The 17246-nt window shown below is 64.7% G+C and carries 23 protein-coding genes; 8 read left to right on the forward strand and 15 right to left on the reverse strand.

All coding sequences use genetic code 11. The annotated features are described in order from the left end of the window. Positions 1-21: 21 nt before the first annotated feature. Both HOP53_RS14535 and HOP53_RS14540 read left to right on the forward strand, forming a co-directional pair. A complete protein-coding gene (locus tag HOP53_RS14535; protein ID WP_234270696.1) occupies positions 22-342 on the forward strand; it encodes a DUF1330 domain-containing protein in 321 nt (106 codons plus the stop codon). Between the two features lie 162 nt (positions 343-504). Beyond that, positions 505-942, forward strand: coding sequence for an META domain-containing protein (locus HOP53_RS14540; RefSeq protein WP_234270697.1), 438 nt, complete (start codon positions 505-507; stop codon positions 940-942). 43 nt (positions 943-985) lie between these two features. On the opposite strand, the gene HOP53_RS14545 is transcribed toward HOP53_RS14540, so the two are convergent. Next, positions 986-1531 carry a GrpB family protein gene (locus tag HOP53_RS14545; protein ID WP_234270698.1) on the reverse strand — a complete coding sequence of 182 codons (546 nt, stop codon included), beginning with the start codon at positions 1529-1531 and terminating at the stop codon, positions 986-988. Next, on the reverse strand, positions 1497-2519 hold the full coding sequence (locus HOP53_RS14550; protein WP_234270699.1) for an AraC family transcriptional regulator: 1023 nt from the start codon (positions 2517-2519) through the stop codon (positions 1497-1499). The genes HOP53_RS14545 and HOP53_RS14550 overlap by 35 nt, the downstream gene beginning before the upstream one ends. Positions 2520-2683: 164 nt before the next feature. On the opposite strand from HOP53_RS14550, the gene HOP53_RS14555 reads away from it, so the two are divergent. Both HOP53_RS14555 and HOP53_RS14560 read left to right on the forward strand, forming a co-directional pair. After that, positions 2684-3868, forward strand: a complete 1185-nt coding sequence (locus HOP53_RS14555; protein WP_234270700.1) for an MFS transporter — start codon at positions 2684-2686, stop codon at positions 3866-3868. A 109-nt stretch (positions 3869-3977) separates the two neighbouring features. Further along, positions 3978-4181: a putative motility protein gene (locus HOP53_RS14560; protein WP_103969372.1), complete on the forward strand. Its 204-nt coding sequence runs from the start codon at positions 3978-3980 to the stop codon at positions 4179-4181. Between the two features lie 138 nt (positions 4182-4319). Here the strand turns inward: HOP53_RS14560 and HOP53_RS14565 are convergent, their stop codons facing one another. The 4 genes from HOP53_RS14565 to HOP53_RS14580 are packed head-to-tail and all read right to left on the reverse strand — an operon-like array spanning position 4320 to position 6694. Beyond that, positions 4320-5015, reverse strand: a complete 696-nt coding sequence (locus HOP53_RS14565; RefSeq protein WP_234270701.1) for an aspartate/glutamate racemase family protein — start codon at positions 5013-5015, stop codon at positions 4320-4322. A 50-nt stretch (positions 5016-5065) separates the two neighbouring features. Beyond that, entirely contained in the window at positions 5066-5767 is a 702-nt protein-coding gene (locus tag HOP53_RS14570; protein WP_234270702.1) for a DUF899 domain-containing protein, read from the reverse strand. Beyond that, complete coding sequence (locus tag HOP53_RS14575; protein ID WP_234270703.1) at positions 5764-6336, reverse strand: SRPBCC family protein; 573 nt, start codon at positions 6334-6336, stop codon at positions 5764-5766. The genes HOP53_RS14570 and HOP53_RS14575 overlap by 4 nt, the downstream gene beginning before the upstream one ends. Beyond that, positions 6329-6694: an ArsR/SmtB family transcription factor gene (locus tag HOP53_RS14580; protein ID WP_103969367.1), complete on the reverse strand. Its 366-nt coding sequence runs from the start codon at positions 6692-6694 to the stop codon at positions 6329-6331. The genes HOP53_RS14575 and HOP53_RS14580 overlap by 8 nt, the downstream gene beginning before the upstream one ends. Before the next feature lie 159 nt (positions 6695-6853). On the opposite strand from HOP53_RS14580, the gene HOP53_RS14585 reads away from it, so the two are divergent. Continuing rightward, on the forward strand, positions 6854-7753 hold the full coding sequence (locus HOP53_RS14585; protein WP_234270704.1) for an arylamine N-acetyltransferase family protein: 900 nt from the start codon (positions 6854-6856) through the stop codon (positions 7751-7753). A 7-nt stretch (positions 7754-7760) separates the two neighbouring features. Here HOP53_RS14585 and HOP53_RS14590 read toward each other — a convergent pair whose 3' ends face one another. Next, positions 7761-8480, reverse strand: coding sequence for an SDR family oxidoreductase (locus HOP53_RS14590; protein WP_234270705.1), 720 nt, complete (start codon positions 8478-8480; stop codon positions 7761-7763). Between the two features lie 73 nt (positions 8481-8553). Beyond that, positions 8554-8889 (reverse strand): hypothetical protein, encoded by a 336-nt coding sequence (locus tag HOP53_RS14595; RefSeq protein WP_234270706.1) that lies wholly within the window; start codon positions 8887-8889, stop codon positions 8554-8556. A 160-nt stretch (positions 8890-9049) separates the two neighbouring features. On the opposite strand from HOP53_RS14595, the gene HOP53_RS14600 reads away from it, so the two are divergent. After that, the gene (locus tag HOP53_RS14600; protein WP_103969363.1) at positions 9050-9940 is read left to right on the forward strand and encodes a LysR substrate-binding domain-containing protein; all 891 of its coding nucleotides are present in this window, start codon (positions 9050-9052) and stop codon (positions 9938-9940) included. 10 nt (positions 9941-9950) lie between these two features. Here HOP53_RS14600 and HOP53_RS14605 read toward each other — a convergent pair whose 3' ends face one another. Together HOP53_RS14605 and HOP53_RS14610 are read right to left on the reverse strand one after the other, a co-directional pair. Next, the gene (locus tag HOP53_RS14605; RefSeq protein ID WP_234270707.1) at positions 9951-10559 is read right to left on the reverse strand and encodes a cell wall hydrolase; all 609 of its coding nucleotides are present in this window, start codon (positions 10557-10559) and stop codon (positions 9951-9953) included. A gap of 103 nt (positions 10560-10662) precedes the next feature. Then, complete coding sequence (locus HOP53_RS14610) at positions 10663-11625, reverse strand: arsenic resistance protein (RefSeq protein ID WP_234270708.1); 963 nt, start codon at positions 11623-11625, stop codon at positions 10663-10665. 92 nt (positions 11626-11717) lie between these two features. Between HOP53_RS14610 and HOP53_RS14615 the strand changes: the two genes are divergently transcribed. After that, positions 11718-12386 (forward strand): glutathione S-transferase family protein, encoded by a 669-nt coding sequence (locus HOP53_RS14615; RefSeq protein ID WP_234270709.1) that lies wholly within the window; start codon positions 11718-11720, stop codon positions 12384-12386. Positions 12387-12396: 10 nt separating this feature from the next. Here the strand turns inward: HOP53_RS14615 and HOP53_RS14620 are convergent, their stop codons facing one another. The 3 genes from HOP53_RS14620 to HOP53_RS14630 all read right to left on the reverse strand — a co-directional run bounded on the left by HOP53_RS14620 (position 12397) and on the right by HOP53_RS14630 (position 15224). After that, entirely contained in the window at positions 12397-13461 is a 1065-nt protein-coding gene (locus HOP53_RS14620) for a calcium/sodium antiporter (RefSeq protein ID WP_234270710.1), read from the reverse strand. A 63-nt stretch (positions 13462-13524) separates the two neighbouring features. Further along, entirely contained in the window at positions 13525-14268 is a 744-nt protein-coding gene (locus HOP53_RS14625; RefSeq protein WP_234270711.1) for a carbon-nitrogen hydrolase family protein, read from the reverse strand. Further along, a complete protein-coding gene (locus HOP53_RS14630; RefSeq protein WP_234270712.1) occupies positions 14265-15224 on the reverse strand; it encodes a DMT family transporter in 960 nt (319 codons plus the stop codon). Before HOP53_RS14630 ends, HOP53_RS14625 begins: the two co-directional genes overlap by 4 nt. Positions 15225-15401: 177 nt before the next feature. Here HOP53_RS14630 and HOP53_RS14635 point away from each other — a divergent pair, with 177 nt between their 5' ends. Continuing rightward, positions 15402-15785 carry a gamma-glutamylcyclotransferase family protein gene (locus HOP53_RS14635; protein WP_234270713.1) on the forward strand — a complete coding sequence of 128 codons (384 nt, stop codon included), beginning with the start codon at positions 15402-15404 and terminating at the stop codon, positions 15783-15785. A 1-nt stretch (position 15786) separates the two neighbouring features. Here the strand turns inward: HOP53_RS14635 and HOP53_RS14640 are convergent, their stop codons facing one another. Both HOP53_RS14640 and HOP53_RS14645 read right to left on the reverse strand, forming a co-directional pair. After that, positions 15787-16476, reverse strand: coding sequence for a dihydrofolate reductase family protein (locus HOP53_RS14640; protein WP_234270714.1), 690 nt, complete (start codon positions 16474-16476; stop codon positions 15787-15789). 112 nt (positions 16477-16588) lie between these two features. Next, positions 16589-17101 (reverse strand): OsmC family protein, encoded by a 513-nt coding sequence (locus HOP53_RS14645; RefSeq protein ID WP_234270715.1) that lies wholly within the window; start codon positions 17099-17101, stop codon positions 16589-16591. Positions 17102-17246 lie beyond the last annotated feature (145 nt).

The following is a 17246-nucleotide window of genomic DNA, read 5'->3' on the forward strand; positions in this document are numbered from 1 at the left end:
ACCCACCACCGGAGCAACGCCATGACCGCCTACGCCATCGCCCGCCTGCAGGACGTCACCATGGGCCCCGAGATCGTCGAGTACCTGGAGAAGATCGATGCCACCCTCACGCCCTACGGCGGCCGCTACCTGATCCACGGCGGCCCCACCGAGGTGCTGGAGGGAAACTGGCAGGGCGATACGATCATGCTCGGCTTCCCCAGCCTGGAGCAGGCCCGGGCCTGGTATCGCTCCGAGGCCTACCGGCGCATCTTGCCGCTGCGCACCGCCAATGCGATGGGCGACGTGATCCTGGTGGAGGGCGTCGAGGAAGGGCACCGCGGCATCGACATTCTTGGTTAGATACTCCAGGCGGTGTCAGCCTGGCCTTGTGACCGAGGGCGCGAAATCCCCGGTATCTGCGTAATTCAGGCTGGCTATTCGCCGCGGCTTTTCCGACATTACGGCACATGGAGCCCGCTGCGTTAGCGGCGGGAGTGGAGGAAGCTGGATGAGGGAACGAGAATGAAAAGGCGCTTTGCCATCTTGTTGGGATCGCTGGCCATCGTGCTGATGGGGTGTACCGCCATGGAGGGAGCGATGACGCACGACGAGCCACTGGTGAACACCTACTGGAAGCTGACCCAGGTCGGCGATGCGACGCCCGAGGCGGTGGACAACCAGCGCGAGGCGCATTTCGTGCTGCACACCGAGGAGAACCGTATAGCGGGCTCCACCGGATGCAACCACCTGGCGGGCAACTATCGGCTGGACAACGACGCCCTCCACTTCGGCCCCCTGATCACCACGCGCATGGCCTGCCTGCAGGGCGGCGAGACCGAGCAGGCCTTCCTGGCCGCGCTGGAGGCGACGGCGACCTGGCAGATCGAAGGCCAGACGCTGACCCTGCGCGATGCGTCTGGCACTGCCTTGGCGCACTTCGAGGCGGTGCATCTCAACTGATCAGCCACTGCCTTCGGGGCTGGAGAGTGCATGGAGAGTGCCCTCAACTCCAGTCAGGTAAGGCAATGATCGAGCGCACGAACTCACCCTTGGCCCGGGTATAGGCTTCGCGATCCGTGCCGTGGCGTGAAGCCAGCTCGCGCTTGAGAGCGGCGTAGCGCTCGGCCTGCGCCGGGTCGGCGCGCAGCGCATCGCGAAAGGCGAGCCGCTGGCGCCATAGTTCGCCATCGTATACCACCACATGCAGATGGTGGGTACGGCGGCCGTTGGCATGGCGCATGAACCAGCGCCGGTCGGTCAGGCTGGCGTTGAATTCCATCGAAGTCACGTAGCCGTGTTCGAGCAGCGGTTGGAACAGGGCATCGGCCACGGCCATGGAGGCGACCCCGGCCATGACGTCGATGGTGGGCTTGGCCGGCATGCCGGGAATGGCGGTGCTGCCGATATGCTGCACCTCGATCAGCTCGGCGGGGAAACGCTCCCGCAGGCGGCTGCGCTCGGCGTCGAAGCGTGCCGGCCAGGCGGGGTCGTATTCCACCAGGCGTACCGGCTCGTCAATGGCCTGCTGCAGCGACTGGGCTTCGTTCATGGGGGCTCCCGGAAGCGGAGGATTGCAGGATGGCAGCGGGCTCGAGCCGATGACGCAGGGCGCCGGGCGGGTGGCCGTGAATGCGCTTGAAGGCGCGGCTGAAGGCGGCTGTACTGCCGTAGCCCAGGCGATAGGCGACGGTCTCGATGGGTTGGCGCTCGCGGCCGATCCACTGGGCCGCCAGGCGCATACGCAGCTCGGTCACGTAGCGATGCGGCGTCATGCCCGTGACCGCCAAGAAGCGTTCGGCAAACACCGAGCGCGAGCTGCCCATCTCGGCGGCAAGCTCCGCCACCGTCCAGTTGCGCCCCGGCTCGCGGTGCAGGGCGGCGATGACGCGCCCCAGGCGCGGATCGCGCAGGGCCTCGATCCAGCCGGTGGCATCGCCGCAGCCGCACTCCACCCAGCCGCGCACGATGAAGGCGGCCATCACGTCGGCGAGTCGCGCCAGAATGGCGGCATAACCCGCACGCTCGCTCTTCGCCTCGCGCTCCATCGCCTCGAGCATGGGCAGGATCTCGGGCTGGCGCTCCAGCAGAGTGCCGACGTACATCACTTCGGGCATCAGCGAGACCAGGGCGTGCATGCTGCCCAGGTCGAATTCCATGCAGCCACTGAAGGTCAGAGCGCCGTCGAGGGTGCAGTCCTTCGGACAGGCGCGAATCGCGCTGACCGCCTCGCACAGCCTGGCACTTTCGAAGGCGGCAACGTCCTGTGCCGGCTGGTCGGGTGTCGAGAGCAGGGCATGCAAACCGCCGCGTGGCAGCAGTAGCGCATCGCCGGTGGCCAGGGTATGCACGCTGCCGCTGGGGCTGCGCAGGTAGACGGGGCCGCGGGCCACGAAGTGGAACTGCGCCCAGCCCTCCACCTGTCCGAACTCGACCCCCAAGGGCGGCGAGAGCTGAATGCGGCGATAGGCGATACCGCGCAGGCGCATGCCGAGCAGCAGCTCGCTGACCAGGTCGTTGGGCAGTTCCGGTTTCGGCATCTCACGCCCCCTCATTCGTATTTGCGCAGCCGCCTTCAGCGTACCGTTCACAAGTTTTCGGATCAACGATCAATTATTCGAGAGCTTCTAGCATAGATCGTCCGGCCCGGTCGCTCTAGTCTTCTCGTTCCTGACGAATGCTTCTCTAGGAAAGGAGAACGAGCATGAACGAGTTGGCAGCGCGGGCACGGCCCGCCTGGGGGGCGGTAATCTCGATGGCCCTCGGTGTGTTCGGGCTGGTGACGGCGGAATTTCTGCCCGCCAGTCTGCTGACGCCCATGGCGGCGGACCTGGGCATTACCGAAGGCATGGCGGGTCAGGCGGTGACGGTTACCGCGGCGGTGGCGCTGCTGACCAGCCTGCTGATCTCCACCGCGACCCGCCGCATCGACCGGCGCCATGTGCTGCTGGGATTCTCCATGCTGCTGGTGGCCTCGAACCTGATGGTGGCGTTTGCCCCCAATCTGACGGTACTGCTGATCGGGCGCGTGCTGCTGGGGATGGCGCTGGGCGGCTTCTGGACCATGTCGATCGCCACCATGATGCGCCTGGTGCCTGAGGATCTGGTGCCGCGGGGGCTGTCGATCATGTTCAGCGGCGTTTCCGCCGCGACTATCGCCGCGGCGCCGCTGGGTAGCTACTTCGGCGATCTGTTCGGCTGGCGCGACGTGTTCCGCATGGCGGCGCTGTTGGGCGTGCTGGCGCTGATCGTGCAATTCCTCACCCTGCCGCGGATGGCACCCAGCGGCATGACCCGCCTGCGTACACTGTTCGACGTGCTGATGCGGCCACGAGTCGGCCTGGGCATGCTGGCTGCGGCTCTGGTCTTTACCGGCCACTTCGCCTTCTTCACCTACATTCGTCCGTTCCTCGAAACGGTGACCGGCGTCGGTGTGAGCGGTGTGGCCACCATCCTGCTCGGCTTCGGTGTGGCCAACTTCCTCGGCAACTACCTGGGTGGCTGGATGGTCGAACGCAGCCTGCGGCTGACCATGATATTGATGCCGCTGCTGATGGGGACGCTCGGCCTATCCCTGGTGCTGCTGGAAAGCACGCCGGTCACCGATGCCGCGCTGGTGGCAGTGTGGGGGCTGGCCTTCGGCGCCATCCCGGTAGCGTGGTCGACCTGGCTCACCCGCACGGTGCCCGACGAGGCCGAGAGCGCCAGCGGGCTGCTGGTGGCTGCCATCAACCTGGCGATCGCCACCGGTGCTGCGGCGGGTGGGCTGATCTTCGATCTGGGCGGAGCGCTGAACGTATTCGCCGCCAGCGCCGCGGTGCTGCTGCTGGCCGCACTGATGATCCTGATGGGGGTGAGGACACGACCTCTGGCAAGCGCCTCGACCTGAACGTTGCCTGGTTGTGGTGCGCAGCCCGCTTCGGCGGGCTGCGTTTTTGCCTTCGCTTCCTTCAGCTGTTAGCGTAGGTGACAGAAGAACCAACAACGGAGCAAATGACATGGATTCTGCCGTCAACACCATCGTCGGCCAGTCGCTGGTCATGCAGCAGGCCCAAGCCGCCCAGCAGGTGCAGCTCGAGGTCTACAAGGAAGCGCTGGACATGCAGAAGGATCAGGTCCAGGCGCTGATGGCCTCGGCTTCGGTGGAGCCGCAGTTGGCCAATGATGGGATGGTGGGTACGCAGATCAATACCTACGCCTAGTCTTGGCCGAAAAATTTCTGCGCTTGGCCATACAGCGTTAAAAATCAGCTCAAAGTACTCATTTACAACCGGTAAACTCCGTCTTTTCGCTGATTTTTGCCTTGTCTGGCCTTCGCTCGAAGATTTTTCAGCTCAAGCCTATTTCTGTAGCGCCCACTTCACTGCCTCTTCGGCGTGAATGGCCGTGGTGTCGTAGAGCGGCACCGCGGTATCGCTCTGCTGCACCAGCAGGGCGATTTCGGTGCAGCCGAGGATCACCGCTTCGGCCCCCTGCTCGCGTAGCGATTCGATGATCTCCAGGTAGCGCTGGCGCGAGGTCTCCTTCACCTGCCCCAGACACAGCTCGTGGTAGATCACCTCATGCACGAGGTCGCGCTGCGCTGCGTCGGGCACCAGTACCTCGATGCCGAAGCCTTCGGCGATGCGCCCCTTGTAGAAATCCTGCTCCATGGTGAAGCGAGTACCGAGCAGGCCGACGCGGCGAATGCCGTCGGCGGCCAGGCGCTGTGCCGTGGCATCGGCGATATGCAGCAGCGGAATCGTGATCGAGGCCTCGATCTCCGGCGCGACCTTGTGCATGGTGTTGGTGCCGATCAGCAGAAAATCCGCCCCGGCGGCTTCCACGCTGCGCGCGGCCCGGCTCAGGATCTCGGCGGTGGCGTCCCAGTCGCCGGCATGCTGCAGCCGTTCGATCTCGGCGAAGTCGACGCTGCAGAGACACAGCTTGGCCGAGTGAAACCCGCCCAGGGCGGCCTTCACCCCTTCGTTGAGCGCACGGTAGTAGCTGACGGTGGATTCCCAGCTCATGCCGCCGAGCAGGCCGATGGTCTTCATGTTTTGCGTTCCCTCTGGTTGTCGTTATTCCAGTATTACTTGCCGTGCCGCTATGTCTCGTATTCGTCGTGACGCCGATTCCATACGTAGGGTGGCGTCTGAGGCCAGCCGGGCGGTGACTCTTCCCAGGTTTCCTGACGGCCGTAGGGCGTCAGGTCCAGGTAGGTCCACAGGCTGCCCAGGTACTCCACGCCTCGCTTGCCGCTGAAGTAGGTGCGAAAGACCCGCTCGCCGTCGCGCAGGAAGACGCTGATGCCGTGCCGCTCGCCGCGGTCGGTATCCGGCGCATGGCAGTTGCAACTGGTCACGCCCATGTCCTGATTGAAGCTGCGGTTCAGCGACGAGAACCACGTCGGATGCTGCCAGCCCATGCGCGCCTGGTAACGCTGGAGCTTCTCCAGTGGCGCCCGGGAGACCAGCACCAGGCTGGTGTCGCGGGCGTTGAGATGGGCGGGGTGGGTCATGGCATCCACCACCCAGGAGCAGCCGTCGCAGCCGGCCTCCCAGTCGGGCCCGAACATGAAATGGTAGACGATCAGCTGACGACGCCCCTCGAACAGGTCGAGCAGGGTGACCTCTCCCTGTGGCCCTTCGAAGACGTAATCGGCGCGCACCTCGGTCATCGGCAAACGGCGCCGCGCGGCATTGAGCCTGTCGCGCTCACGCGTATGGGCCTTTTCGCGAGCGATCTGTTCCGCCAGCGCGCTGCGCCACTCCGCTTCGGAGACGACAGGGGGCATAGGCAAGGTCATGGCACGGCTCCTTCCACTCCGTTGCTGGAAGAGGTAATACGCTGACGGTACTCCTCCTCAAGGCGTTCGAAGGTGGGCCAGAACGGGGCGGGCGGTTGACCGTGCAGCACCTCGGCCAGGATGCCCAGGTGGGTGTGCCAGCCGCTGGCCACGTTGACCATGGTGCCGTCATCGGCGAGGCGGCGGTGGGTCACGACCAGGCGCACCTGCTCGCCGGCCTCGCTGAGTTCGAAGGTCACCTCCGAAGGGGCTTCGTTGCCGCCGCCCCAGGTCCAGGCAAGCAGATGAGGCGGTTCGCAGCGCCGCACCTGGTGTTGTGTCGTGAAGCTGCCGTCGTACTGACGAAAGCGCTCGCTGGGCAGAGTTCTGTCGGGTGTCAGCTCGGTATTGTGAAAGTGTAGAGCAAAGGTGCTGCCCACCCGCGGCTCCATGGTACCGGGCGCGAGCCATTGGGCACGTTTGTCCGATTCGGTGAGGAAGGCCCAGACCCGTTCGATGGGCCCCGGCAGCAGACGCTCGAAGCGGACGCTCTCCTCGGCGATCCGCTCGCCGTAGTCGGTGTCACTCATCTTGCTTCTCCTCCTTCGTCGACTGGCCATCGGGGGCGGCCTTGAGCGCCGTTTCCAGCGCGTTCAGCCGCTGGCTCCAGAAGCCTTCGTAGAAGCTCAGCCACTGCTCCGCCGCTGCCAGCGGCTCCGGTCGTAGCCGGCAGTAGTGGGAGCGCCCTTCGATACGGCGTTCCACCAGCCCCGCCTGCTCCAGTACGCGAACGTGTTTGGAAACGGCCGCCAGCGAGATGGGGAACGGTTCGGCCAGCTCGCCGACCTTGCGCTCACCCGCCGCCAGCCGCTCGAGCAGCAGGCGGCGGGTTGGGTCGGCCAGGGCATGGAAGACCCGATCCAGATGCGTTTCGTCATATTCAACCATATGGTTGATATAGCCTTGGTGAGCGAGATAGTAGACCTCTTGGTTGAATGAGTTGAAGCTATCAGAGCGATAGAAACGTCTCCGCTTTACCTGAAGCAAACTTGAGGTATTAGCCTGCGCAACAAGGTTGCTCTACGAGCGAAGGAACAGGAGAACACCATGCAGGCTGTACGGAATGCCCAACCCCTTCATGAATCGACCCAGTGGGAGACGTCGGCGCTCGATCTCGACGCTTATTTGGCACGTATCGACTACCGTGGCCCCTTGGCCCCCAGCCTGGAGACATTGACGGCGCTCCAGCAGGCGCATCTCGCCGCGGTGCCGTTCGAGAATCTCGAGATCGTCACCGGTGGTGAGATCCGCATCGACCTGGAAAGCCTCCAGGACAAGCTGGTACGACGTCGGCGCGGCGGTTACTGCCATGAGCAGAACACGCTGTTCGCCACGGTGCTGGACCGGCTCGGCTTCGAGGTTGCGGGGCGCAACGCGAGAATGCTGATGGGCGAGGATGCGAGTGTCGTCACTCCTCTCGGGCATACCCTGCTGGTGGTGAAAGTCGCGGGCCATGATTGGATGGTCGATGTCGGCGTCGGCAATGTCGGGCCGCGTGAGCCGATCCGGCTCGAGGCGGACCGTGAGGCGAGTCATGGCCCTTGGGAGTATCGCCTGGAGCGCTCGCCGCTGGGGTATTGGCTGCTGCGTCATAAGCGCCTCGGTGAATGGTTCAACATCTACCAGTTCAGTGACGAACCTTGCTATCGCGCCGACTCTGGCGAATACAACTATCTGGCCTCTCGCCACCCCGGATCGCCCTTCGTGCGGCGCATCGTGGCTCAGCACAACGGCGCCGAGATTCGGCTGGCGCTTACCGATCTCGAGCTGAAGATCTTCCGCCCGGGCCAGGCGCCGGAGCTGCAGCGGATTGAAGCCGATGCGCTGCCCGACGTGCTGCGCCAACGCTTCGGCCTGGCATTGACCCCGGAGCAGGAGCGCGCGCTGCTGCAACGAGCCCAGACGCTCGCCGAGACCACCTCCGAGGGGGAGCAGCTCGGAACCTGAGGGATCGCTAGAAACGTTTATCGGCAATTGCCGGCATCACCACCTCCCTGACATAGGCGCTGGGCGACAGCGCCAGCAGAGTGCGCACCAGCTGCACTACGTCGTGCAGGGGAATGAGCTCGCCGTCGCCGCGGCGGGCTGCGCGTTCGAGCGGCACGCTCAGGTCGTTCTCGGTGTTGAGATAGCCGAGCTGCAGGCAGGTCACCGCCAGGCGCTGTTCGCGAAAGCCCTCACGCAGCGCCTCGGCGATGCCGCGCAGGGCGTGCTTGGTGGCACCGAAAGCGACCTCCGGCCGGCCGTGGCCGGGCAGGGCGGAGGTCGAACCGGTGAGCACGATACGCGGCGCACGGGAGCGCAGCAGCACGGGGAGCAGCGCCTGAATCAGCAGAATGGCACCGCTGACGTTGACCGTAACGATACGCTGGATCTCCGCCGGGCTGTCGTCCAGGAAGCGGTAGTCCGGCTCGAAGGCCCGACTTTCCCACAGCCCCAGGTTGTAGATCAGCACGTCGATCCCCCGCGCTTCCACGGCTTCGGCCAGCGTGGCGGACGCCCGCTCGGGTGAGGCCAGATCGGCCTCGATCCAGTCGATCTCGAGTCCGGCGCGTACGGGCAACGGTTCCGGCATGCGACGCGATACGCCGATCAAGCGGTCGCCGTTATCGCCAAGCCCTTCGATGAAAGCCCGGCCCACGCCCTGGCTTGCGCCCACGATCATCACGTTCATGATGTTGCTCCTTGCTGTGCTGACGTTGCCCGCACCGTACGACCTCAAGCGCAGCTGAGGTCAAGCGCTGGACTCAGCAAAGCTTTCCCCGTGCTGCCTTGCGCTGTGCGCGACGCTCGGCAAGGGCCTGCTCGGCGTCCGCCTTCAGCGGCAGACGCGAGGCCCATAGGATGTCGTCGCGCCGATGGTTCATGTCGTCGAGCATATGGTCGTCGTGGGCCAGCAGCGGCAGATAGCGCTGGCGGAACCGCCGTCGGCGCAGGTAGCGGTGCAGCAGGGTTTCGATGGCATGGATAAGCTCCAGGGGCGGCATGGCCGGCATATAGAAGTCCGGCTGGGGCGGCGGCGTGGAATGCTTGGCTTGCGTCGGCTGGGGCTGATGATGATGCAGCGGTTCGTACTGACTCATGTCGCACCTCCTCACGGGCCGCCACAGGCTGGCTGCCGTGATCTCGCTTGAAAGTGAGTGGAGGGTCGCGACCTCTTGCAGGACAGTGTCGCGCTTGCAATTGGATCAATCCAACGAAAAAGACTAGAGTCTCCTTTAAGAGAAATTGAAAGGTGGAACCATGACCCAACTGCCCCCCACCACCCTGCATTCGCCACTGCCGCTGCTCGATACCGATGTGCTGCGTACCTTCGTGGCAATTGCCGAATGCGGCAGCTTCACCCGGGCCGCGCGCCAGGTGTTTCGCACGCCCTCGGCGCTCAGCATGCAGATCAAGCGCCTGGAGGAGACGCTTGGCCACGCCCTGTTCGTTCGCGAGGCCCGCCAGGTACGCCTCACGCCCGAGGGAGAAACGCTGCTCGGCTATGGGCGGCGCCTGCTCAAGCTCAACGAGGAGGCGGTGACGCAGTTCCTGGCACCCAGCGTGTCGGGGCGGCTGGGCTTCGGTACCACCGATGACGTGGGCACGCGCATCCTGCCCGGTGTGCTGGCGCAATTTGCCCGCTCGCACCCGGCGGTTCAGGTCGACGTGGTGGTGGGCAGCAGCCGCGAGATGCTGGCTCGACTGGAAGCCGGAGAGCTCGATCTGATTCTGGTGACCGCCGGCAACCCGGGGCAGGAGATACGCGGCGAGATCGTTCACAGCGAACCGCTGGTGTGGGCGGGACGGGAAGGCGGGCTTGCCGCACAGCGCTCGCCGTTGCCGGTAGCGCTGGCGCACGCCGGCTGCGCCTGGCGGGGCATGGCCCTCGAAGCCCTGGACCGGGCCGGCTTGAGTTACCGCATCGCCTACTCCTGCGAGCACTGTGCCGGCCAGGAGGCGGCCATGCTCGCCGACCTGGCGGTGGCACCTTTCCCGCTGAGCCTGGTGCGACCGCCACTGAAGCGTATCGATCCCGGCCTGTTGCCGCCACTGGGTGAATATCAGCTGGCGATGGTAAGACGGCCCGGCGCCGATCAGGCATGCGAAACACTGGCAGGGCAGGTCATGGCGGCTTTTCAGAAGCTCTGAGCGGCGCGGTTCACTGCGCCATGTCGTTGGGGCGATAGAAGAAAAACGCCTCGGTTTCGATGGTTAGCAGAAACTCGTTGGCCGAGTGGGGCCGCACCGTGCGGTCGTGAAAATAGAGCGCGCCGTCGGTGTGGTCGGGCAGCTCCCGGTTCAGCGCCTGGCGCGCCACCTCCCTGGCCACTTCATAGGCATCGCCCTCTACCACCTCATCGGGGCGCCCATCGCACCACCATGAGAACTGGCACGGGCTCTGCTCCGAGCCCTGCTTTACCACCTCGCAGACTGTGTTGGGAAACTCCTCGCTGGCAAGGCGGTTGATCACCACGTTGGCGACCGACTCCATGTCGCGGCCCTGTACTCCCTTGGCTTCCCAATAGATGCTGCGGGCCAGGCAGGTAAGTGGCTCTTCCAGCGGGTCGCTGCCCTCCGGATCGATGACCTGCGCCTCCTGCTCCTCGAGCGGTTCCACCGGCTCGCGGACCTCAATATCCGGCGCCACGACCTGCTCCAGCACCTCGGCCTTGCGTACGGCTTCTTCTGCCTGCACCGCAGTGTCGGCCAGCACGGTTGCAATGGGCAGCCCCAGGAAAAGCCAGCCGGCCAGCAGCGGAAGGCGCATGGCGGAACCTTTGTCGTGTCGTTGTGGTTCGCGAAGTGAAGAGATTACGTAACGAGTATAGCGGTCCGGATGTACTGCCCCCCCCGACGCCACCGCATGGTTTTCATCCTACGGCAGGGAACAGGCGGCGTGGCACCCACCACAGGAAGAATGCCATGCCGATCAGCTCAACCAGCGACTGGAACACGATGACGACCACGGCCAGCTCGTAGGAGGTGGGCAAGGAAAGGGCCAAGGGAAGCACAACGAAGGAGTTGCGTGTGCCCAGGCTGAAGGCGAGTACCCGCCCCTGGGCGGTGGGGAGTTTCCACATGGATGCCAGCAGCCGGGCCAAGCCAGCTGCCAGCAACAGAAAGCCGATGAAGGCCAGCAACAGCCCGCCGAGCAGCGGCAAGGAACCGGCGACGACATTCACCTGGGTGGCGGCAATGCTGAACACCACCAGGGCCAGCAGCGGTACCGGCAGCCATCCCAGTCGCTCGATGCCGGCTGCGCGCTTGAGGTGTCCCTGGGCCCACTTCTCGGTGATGAAGGCCAGCAGCAAGGGCAGCAGAATCAGCCCGGCAAAGGCCAGCAACAGCTCACGCTGAACCAGGGCGAGGCGCAGGCTTTCGTCCAGGAACAGCCAGAGGTAGAGGGGTAGCAGGGCAAGCTGCAACAGCAGGCTCACCGGGGCGAAGGCGATGGCGTACTGCGCCTTGCCGCCACCCAAGTGAGAGAAAGTGATGAACCAGTCGGTACATGGCACCAACAGCACCAGCAGCAGGCCCAGGCGTACCGCCGGCTCGGTGACGAACAGGTTCGCCAACCCCCAGGCGATGAGCGGCAGCAGGACGAAATTGCCGACCACCGCCGCGGCCAGAAAGCGCGTATCGCGCCAGGCGGCGCGCAGCTGCGTGAGCGGCACCTGGGTGAAGGTCACGTAGAGCAGCGCCCCCAGCAACGGCCACAGCAACGCTTCCAGCACGCCGACCCGCTGCGGCAAAGCGCTACCCAGCGCCAGGCCCATGGCGATGAACGCCAGATAGACCAAGACCTGATACTTCTCGAGCGTCTGGCGTGTCAATCTGAAGGGCTCCCTGGCAGTGGCGGCTCAGCATCGCGCAGCCGCTTCGTGCCTGTAAAGCCAATACGTTCAAGGACAGACCGGAGGCCGCCATGATCACACTCCATCACTGCGTCAGCGCTCGTTCGTTTCGTCCCCTTTGGTTGCTCGAGGAGATCGGAGTGCCCTATGAACTGGTGATGCACGATTTCCCGCCCCGGGTACGCGACGAAGCCTTTCTCGAAATCAATCCGCTGGGAACGGTGCCGGCGCTGTTCGACGACAGGGTGGCGATGACCGAATCGGCGGCCATCTGCCAGTATCTCGCCGGTCGCCATCCCCAGGCGGGCCTCGCGGTAACGCCGGACGACCCAGCCTACGGCGACTACCTCAACTTCCTGCACTTCGGCGAAGCGACGCTGACCTTTCCCCAGACCCTGATGCTGCGCTATGGCCGGTTCGAGCCCGAGGAGCGCCGTTCGCCCCAGGTGGTGGAGGACTACTCACGCTGGTTCCTCTCCCGCCTGCGTACCCTGGAGTCGCGCCTGGAGCGTGAGGCGTTCGTCTGCGCCGGGCGCTTCACCGCGGCCGACGTGTCGGTGGGTTATGCGCTGCTGCTGGCCAGCTACATCGGCCTGGACGAGCGCTTCAAACCCGCCGTGGCGGCCTATTGGCAGCGCCTGCAGGCACGGGAGGCCTTCCAGCGGGCCAAGGCCGTCGAGCGTGAGGCGGCCCTGGCCCAGGGCGTCTCCCCCAAACCGGCCATGGACATGCTGGGCTGAGTGTCAGGCGTTACTCGTTGGCTCTTCGGCGCAGCTCGGGCACGACCAGCACGGCCAGGGTCAGAGCGGTGATCGGCAGCACGAAATAGAGCATCAGGGCACTGAAACCGGCCAGCGCGTCGTGGTGGGTGGCGGCCAGTACCAGATAGGCGGTATAGGCCACGTAGTAACCCAGCAGCACGGCCCCTTCCCAGCGATCGATGGCGCTGGCGGTGAAGCAGATCGGCAGACAGGCGACGGCTACCGCGACCATCACCGGCAGGTCGAGGCTGAGCATGGCCTGGGTGACGGCGATGCCGGCAGGGGCGATCAGGGCGGTGATGCCCAGCACGCCGAGCAGGTTGAAGATGTTGCTGCCCACCACGTTACCCACGGCGATGTCGCGCTGGCCGCGCAGGGCCGCAACGATCGAGGTCACGACCTCGGGCAGCGAAGTGCCTGCCGCCACCAGGGTCAGCCCGATCACCTGATCGCTGACCCCGAACCAGCCGGCCATGGTCACGGCCGAGTCGACGAACAGGCGTGAGCCGGCCACCAGCATGGCAAGCCCACCGAGGACGTAGAGTGCGTCATGCCATCCGGGACGGGCCAGGGCTTCGCGGTCGGCTGCCGGCTCGTCGCTGGTCGCCTGGCGTTTCCCCTGCCAAAGCAGGATGACGGTGTAGACCACCAGGCCAAGGACCAGCAGCCCACCGTCGAGCCGGCCGACGCTGCCGTCCAGTGTCATCACCAGCACCACCAGGGAAAGCACGATCATCAGCGGAATATCCAGGCGGATCAGCTGCTGGGCCACCGCCAGCGGCACGATCAGCGCCGAGACGCCGAGGATGAACAGCACGTTGAAGATATTGCTGCCCACCACGTTGCCCATGGCGATGCCCGCCTGATCGTCCAGAGCGGCCTTGAGGCTGACCACGAGCTCCGGTGCGCTGGTGCCGAAAGCCACCACCGTGAGCCCGATCACCAGCGGCGGAATACCCAATCGCGCCGCCAGGCGCGATGCCCCTTGCACCAGACCCTCCGCCCCCACGATCAACAGCCCCAGGCCGAGGGCCAACAGCAGCAGCGTCACCATTCGGGAGTTCCTTGCCTTGAAAAGGGTGAGACACGAACGAGCCGCAGGGAGAGGCGGAAGCGTTCAGGCCGCCGGCGCCGCCAGGCTCAGCACGCGAGCGGTGAGCGTGGTGGTGTCGAGCATCAGCATGGCTTCCTGCTCGCCGTCCAGGCTGGCGACACGCTTGCCGCGGTCGATCCAGGCCGCCGAGCGGCCCCCGCCGGCATCGCCGTCGCAGGGTCCCACGCAGTTGGCCATCAGAATCGTCATGGCGTGAGAACGGGTGAAGGTGGCGTAGTAGGCATGCGCCTCGTCCATGCCCGGTGCGAGCTTGGCCACGCTGGCAAGGTAGACGTCCGCCCCCAGGCTGGCCGCCGTGGCGACATGGTCGGACTGCAGCGACTCGTAGCAGATTGCCAGGGCCAGACGGTGCTCGCGGGTTTCGATGAGCATCGGCTTCTCGCCGGAGGAGAAGTAGGGCAGTTCGTCGTCGTGGAGCCGCTGCTTGGCATAGGCCTGGCGCCCCGAATGGGGCTGAAACACCACCATGCCGATCTGCGGTTTTTGTGAGGTAACCAGCGGCAGGCCTACACCGATCACGATGCCATGGGTGTCGCTCAGGCGCTGGAACACGTCCAGCCGCGGGTCCTCCTGGTGGGTGGCCAGGCCCTTGGCCAACGTCGGCTCGTAGCCGGTCAGCGAGAGCTCGGGGAAGAAAATCAGCTCGGCATCGTGCGCTGCCGCCAGTTCGATGAACTCGGTGTGGCGTGCCACGTTCCCTTCGATATCGCCCGTTATCGAGGCGTACTGCACGGCACACAGCTTCATCGGCCCGCTCCCTCTCGCCTGGCTTTCCGGTAAGCGTAAGCCATTTTTCGAAACCACCACAACGGCCTGCCGTCGATAACCGCAAGCCCAAGCCCGATCAGCCCCATGCCGGCCAGATGGCGCCACTCCAGCCGCTCGTTCAATACGAAGATACCGAGCACGATGGCGCTGGCCGGAATCAGGAACGTGACCAGCAGCAGGTTGGTCGCCCCTGCGCTTGCCAGCAGGCGGAAATAGATCAGGTAGGCCAGCGTGGTGGAGAACAGCGCCAGGCCGAACACGGCTGCCCAGGTATCCAGCCCCGGCCAGGGCTGCTGCCAGAAGCGCTCCACCAGCAGCGCCAAAGGCAAGAGCACCAGCGCTGAAGCCGTGACCTGCCCGCAGGCGGCCACCAGGGGCGAGCAGCCCAGTGCACCAAAGCGCCGCCCGAACACCCCGGCAAAGGCATAGGAGAGCGCACCGGCCAGCACCGCAAGCTGCGCCCATGAGTGTCGGGTGGCACCTTCGTGAACCTCGGCACCCAACATATACACCACGCCGGCAAAACCGATTGCCACGCCCGCAAGGCGCGCCGGGGTGAGAGGCTCGTCGCGGGTCAGGAAGTGTGCCACGACGATGGTGAAGAAGGGTGTGGTGGCGTTGAGTATCGACGCCAGGCCGCTGGCGATATGCCCCTGACCCCAGGCAATTAGGCTGAAGGGAATCATGTTGTTGAGTAGGCCCATGCCGAAGAAGGCCATCCACAGCCCCGGGTCGCGCGGCATGCGCTGGCCCAGCAGCAGAATTAGTACATGCAACGCCAGCGCCGCCAGCCCCACGCGCAGCGCCACGATGGAGAGCGGCCCTAGCTCTACGACCGCCACTCCGACGAAAAAGAAGGAGCCGCCCCACAGCACCGACAAGGCCAGCAACAACACCCACTGCGTGAGCCCCATGCTTCGTTCGATCGTCTTCATCGCTGCACTCCGGTTGGTAATGAAGCCAACCTAGGGAAGCAAGGCGACGAGGGAACTCCGCTTCTTGCGCTGGAAGTGAAGTGGTCGAGTTGCTGGCGCAGCAGGGCTGCCTATCAGGCGTAGTGAATCTGACGTTCCAAGCGTTAGAATTTCCGATAACCGACTAAGAGGTCGTTCATGCTCGCACCTGCGCTTTCCATCGGCCGTACACCGCTGGTGGCCGTTTACGGCACGCTGAAGCGTGGGCAGCGCAACCATTTCTGGCTGGAGAGCGCCGATTTCCTCGGTAGCGACCGACTGACCAGCGCGACACTCTACGATCTCGGCCCTTTCCCCGGCGCCAAGTCCGAGCCCTCTCGTGGAGTCGAAGTGGAGGTGTTTCGGGTCGATGCCGCGTTGCTCACCGAACTGGACAGGCTAGAGGACTTCCGCCCGCGCCAGCCCCATGCCGGGCTCTATCATCGCGCCATCCACGCCACCACCTTCGGCCCTGCCTGGCTCTATCTCTACAACCCCGAGATTGCCGGCTGTAAAGCGATCCGGCAGGGTGGGTGGCCATAACTTAACGTAAGTTAACCTCACCTAGCCCTTCCCGCTGCATCTTCTCACGCCGTGCCACTTCTGCATCCGTGGGCGGATCCATGGCGAAGTCACCGGTTTGTACTGCGCCTTCGCGCTCATAATGGGCAATCACCAAGCCGTTGGGTGATACCCGCTGGGCGGCGAGCTTGAATGCCGCTGGGGCTGTGCCATCGTCGAACAGCTTCTTGCCTTTTCCGAGCACCACGGGGCAGAGGAACAACTTGAGTTCATCGACGAGATCGTTGGCAAGCAGGGTGTGTACCAGTTCGGTGCTGCCCTGGGTGATCAGCGCCGGTCCGTCCTCCTGCCTCAGTCTGGCAACATCGGTGGCTGCATCGCGCAGCGCCACCGAGTCTTTCCAGGTCAGCTCCAGGCCTTTTCGGGTCGCCACGTATTTCTTGATCGAGTTGAAGGTCTTGGCAAGGGAGTCGTCCGGCCCTTCCTCAGCATAGGGCCAGTGGGCGGCGAAGATGTCGTAGGTCTTGCGCCCGAGCAGCAGATCGAAGGGCTGACCGAACAGCTTGTCGATCTCCTCGCCGAATACTTCATCCACCAGTGGTGCCACCCAGCCGCCGTAGCGGAAACCGCCGGTCGGATCTTCCTGCGGCCCACCGGGAGCCTGCATGACACCGTCCAGGGAAACCATCGCGCCAACGATCACTTTACGCATGTGCTGATTCCTCGTGATTTGATTGTTCAGCCAGTATTCGAACGAGCTGCTCGGGAATCGACAGGCTGGAGATGAACGACGGTGACGGATGGCTGGGTGTCAGGTACAGAGTTCAGCTCGTTGTGGGCTTGCGAGCCACCGACAGCGCAGGGGGATGTGCCAGCGTTTGGTAGACAACGCAGTACCGCTCCGTCAAACGCAGGAGAGTGTCGAGCTGCTCTTCCGTGGCATCGGTGTCGAGGGTGATTTGCAGCCGAATAGCCTGGAAGCCGACGGGAACTTCCTTTGACACGCCGAGGGTTCCGCGAAAATCGAGATCGCCTTCCGCCTGGAGCGAGGCATCCCGCAACTCGATGCCGAGCGAGGTGGCGACGGCGTTCAGCGTCACCCCGGCGCAGGCCACCAACGCTTCCAGCAGCATGTCGCCGGAGCACGCACTCTGGCCGCTCCCGCCCGTGGCGGGATGCAGCCCGGCCTCGACGAGCGCTTTGCCGGTCTCGATTCGGCAGCTGACACCTTCACCGAGACCCCCTTGCGCGCGCAGAGTGATCAGAGCGTCATCCGGTGCCTCGCGATAACGCTCTTTCAGAGGCGTCTGGACGGACCGCAACTCTTCAGCCTTCATGACCCTCTCCTTATGCTTGTCATGGCCTCATGCTTGTTGTGGTGGCACGGCAGCCGTAGATGCCAGCTGTCTCAAACACCTCAATCAAAATAGGCTAAGGTACTCCAGCTGGCCAAAAGCGGATCCTTGCCACATTCGCCCTGAC

The sequence above is a fragment of the Billgrantia ethanolica genome (genome assembly GCF_021404305.1).
In the GTDB taxonomy this organism is placed as follows: domain Bacteria; phylum Pseudomonadota; class Gammaproteobacteria; order Pseudomonadales; family Halomonadaceae; genus Halomonas; species Halomonas ethanolica.